General features: G+C 62.5%; 4 protein-coding genes and 1 pseudogene. 4 read left to right on the forward strand and 1 reads right to left on the reverse strand.

The genetic code is table 11. The annotated features are described in order from the left end of the window. The 4 genes and pseudogenes from HEP69_RS17600 to HEP69_RS17615 all read left to right on the forward strand — a co-directional run. Window positions 1–913 (forward strand): Mu transposase C-terminal domain-containing protein (locus tag HEP69_RS17600; RefSeq protein ID WP_290559801.1); only part of this gene is annotated, 913 nt, incomplete at its 5' end. Further along, the gene (locus HEP69_RS17605; RefSeq protein ID WP_290559802.1) at window positions 904–1,179 is read left to right on the forward strand and encodes a TniB family NTP-binding protein; all 276 of its coding nucleotides are present in this window, start codon (window positions 904–906) and stop codon (window positions 1,177–1,179) included. The genes HEP69_RS17600 and HEP69_RS17605, both read left to right, overlap by 10 nt. Continuing rightward, window positions 1,109–1,897 carry a TniB family NTP-binding protein gene (locus HEP69_RS17610; RefSeq protein ID WP_290559803.1) on the forward strand — a complete coding sequence of 263 codons (789 nt, stop codon included), beginning with the start codon at window positions 1,109–1,111 and terminating at the stop codon, window positions 1,895–1,897. The genes HEP69_RS17605 and HEP69_RS17610 overlap by 71 nt, the downstream gene beginning before the upstream one ends. Window positions 1,898–1,959: 62 nt before the next feature. Next, a pseudogene (locus tag HEP69_RS17615) lies at window positions 1,960–2,250 on the forward strand (hypothetical protein); the annotation flags it as partial. Between the two features lie 6 nt (window positions 2,251–2,256). On the opposite strand, the gene HEP69_RS17620 reads toward HEP69_RS17615, so the two are convergent. Continuing rightward, complete coding sequence (locus tag HEP69_RS17620) at window positions 2,257–2,508, reverse strand: hypothetical protein (protein WP_290559804.1); 252 nt, start codon at window positions 2,506–2,508, stop codon at window positions 2,257–2,259. Between the last annotated feature and the right edge of the window lie 747 nt (window positions 2,509–3,255).

The raw sequence follows: 3,255 nt of genomic DNA on the forward strand, positions 1-3,255 counted from the left end.
CGCCGATGGGCCCCCCGGGGGCCTGCCGGGGACCATTCCTGGCGACAACGCCAAGGGGTTCCGGTCCAAAGCGATGAAGGGGGGCGCTGAAGAGCATGGGATCTCGCTGCAGCACCGCCCGCCCGGCACACCGCGCTATGGCGGGCATATCGAGCGGCTGATCGGCACGATGATGGGGGCGGTGCATCTGCTGCCGGGATCGACGTTCAGCAGCATCAAAGACCGCGGTGACTACGATTCCGTATCGAACTCCGTGATGAGGCTGGACGAGCTGGAACACTGGCTGGCGCTTGAGATCACGCGCTATCATGCGGAACGCCACCGCATACTTGGTATTCCGCCGCTGGCAGCTTGGCTTGAAGCCCACGCGCGGCGGAATGTGCCGCTGAGGACGCCCCGTGATCCTGAAGGCTTCCGGATCGATTTCCTGCCAAGTGAGCAACGGATGGTACGGCGCGACGGTATCCACCTGTTCGGTCTGCGCTATTGGGACGACATTCTGAGCCTTTGGGCTGGCCAGGAAGGCCGCCGATTGCGCGTATCCTATGATCCGCGCGACCTCTCGACCGTGTTTGTGCGCGGTCCGGACGGCCAGAGGTATCCGGTGAGGTTCGCGGATTTGCGGCATCCGCCGATCACTTTGCCCGAGCATCGCCGCGCGCAGATGATCCTACGAGAACGTGGGCGGTCCCTGGAGGATGAAGACCTGATCTTCGAGGTGATCGTGGAGCAACGAGCGCTTGTCCGAGATGCGTCGGCGCGGACCAGGGATGCGAGGCGGACTGCCGAGCGCCGTGAGCGGGCGCTTGATGGTACTGCCGCCGAAGGGACCGAAGTCGAGGATCACATGTCTGAGATGGATGAGAACGCGCTCAGGAGCCATCCCGGGTTCGAAGTGGAGGAATGGTCGTGAGCGAGCACAGCGCATTCGATCGTCTCGATCCGGCCTATCGGCGCTTTGCAGACCTGCCAGATGCAGAACGTATCGCCTGGATCCGGGCGGACCGCTGGATTGGGTTCGATCAAGCAGGGAAGGCTTTTGCACGGTTGGACAACCTGCTGACCTATCCGCCCCGCGACCGGATGCCATGCCTTCTGATCTACGGCGATGTTCGCCATTGTGCTCGAACCAATGGCGCATCAATGGCTCACCATGGGCAAGACCAAGATCGTGCGTAAGTTCGAACGGGCGCACCCACCAAAGTTCTGCCAGGTCAAAGGCGTCGATTACCGTCCTGTGGTGGTCGCTCAGGTGCCTTCGGAGCCGATCGAGCGGGATCTCTACCGCGAACTCCTGGCGGCCATGGGCGCGCCGGCGATGGCGGGCGGGACGCTGGCCCGCGAGAAGGATGTCTGCCGATCGCTCCTGCGCACCGTGGAGGCAAAAATAATCATCCTCGACGAGGTGAACGGCATGTTGGCCGGTACCTTTCGGCAGCAGCGGATTTTTCTCAATGCGATCAGGTTTCTGGCCAATGATCTGCGGATCCCACTTGTTTGCGCCGGAACCGACCTTGCGCGCCAGGCGCTGCTGACTGATGCGCAGCTGGCGGAGCGGTTCGAGGCGTTTCACCTCACGCCCTGGCAGAACGATGCGGCCTTTGCGGGCCTTCTGAAGAGTTTCGAGCGCATCCTACCGTTGCGGGAGGCCTCCGATCTGATGAGTGCTGAGACGCGGGTGAGTGCTGAGACGCGGGCCCGCATCCACACACTCACTTCCGGCGTGACCGCGCGCATCTTCCGACTGATAGAGACCGCGGGGGAAGATGCAATCCGCACGGGCAAGGAGCGGCTGGACCTTGAGAGTTTCGGCGATGGTCTGGTGCTGCCGCTGGTTTCAATGACCCAGCTACCGCGACGGCGGGGGAAACGTGCGCCGCATCCGGCAGTGGCATGACAGCGCCAACGCGCTTACCGGCTGCGCCACGTCCTTTTTCAGACGAACTCCTATCTTCCTGGATGGTGCGGGTCGCCGCCCGCTCTGGTTTGGCGGCCCCGGATATGACGACGTGGCTCGCGGGGCAGGGGAGGGAAGCGCAGCCGCATCGCCTCATTGACGATATCGCTCCCGATCCCGAGCTGCTCAGGCTGTGGGCACGGGCCTGCCGCGTCGACCCCACGCGACTGACCCGCCTTTCGTTGGCACTTCGCTTTCCTAATCGCGTCCCAACATGGATCCTGGAGCGATCGAAGATACCGGTCTGTCTTGGTTGCTTCGAAGCCGATCAAGCCATGGGCCGTGACAGCTACATGCGATCAGACTGGAGGCTGGCCGACCACCTCGTCTGTCCAATCCACCGGCAGATGCTGAACGACCGCTGCCCGGCTTGCAGCGCTCAGCTGCGCGTGTCTTTTCAGTTTCGCAGTGGTCTGCTGCGCCCGTTCTGCAGCAGGTGTCGCGGTTTGCTCACCAGCAGGAGAGGGGAGCCGGATCACAATTTGGACGCGGGTTTCGCGGCAGGCGTTCTCGACCTTCAGCGCCAGATAAAGCGGGTTCTCCAGCGCCATGACGATAGTCGCGTGCGCTTGGAGCATGCCATTCGCACGCTGTGGGCGCCGCTTGATCGGGTGGACGCGGTGCGGCCCGTTCTGGCCCTCTGGTTCGAGCAACCCGGGTGGCACTGTCCGTTTGAGGCGCGAGCGGCCGTTAGCACGGATGCGCCGTTCCAGCACTTGCCTCTGCGCTGGCGGGCGTTGACCCTCATCATTCTGGGCGACCTCTTCGGCGCGGAGCTCGATTTTGGTGCTGAGATGCCCGAGACAGCGCGTTGGCTGTTCAGCAGAGCCGTGCCCGTGCTTCCGCACCGTCAGTGCCTGTGGCGGCGGTCAGACGAAGAAAAGAGGTCCGTTGACTGGGCCACAGGAAGAGTCCAGAGGTTGAGCAAGAGCCCGGTCCACCGGTTGAGTGAGAACTTCCTCGACGAGAGACGCGATTTCGGGCGAATCCACCCATGAAATCAAAACGACACTGCATGTTTCTGAGCCTATCCCAATTATGTCCGATAAGGCAAACTTATTGGACATAGCGGTGAGCCGCAGGGTGGGGCGCTTTGTACACTATATGGTAGCGGAAAGCGCCGCCACGGGATAGTCTTGTGCCATGACATACGAACCCGCCACCTTCCCAGACGACGCAAACAAGCTACCGCAACTGCCGGGCTGGGTCACCCCTGGGCCAGACACGCTTCAACACCTGGGCCTTCCACAAACGCCCGCGGCGGCGTCACAGACAGCCGCCAATGAAACAGCAAAAAA

Origin of the sequence: Aestuariivita sp., assembly GCF_021404545.1 — a bacterium.
In the GTDB taxonomy this organism is placed as follows: Bacteria; Pseudomonadota; Alphaproteobacteria; order Rhodobacterales; family Rhodobacteraceae; genus Aestuariivita.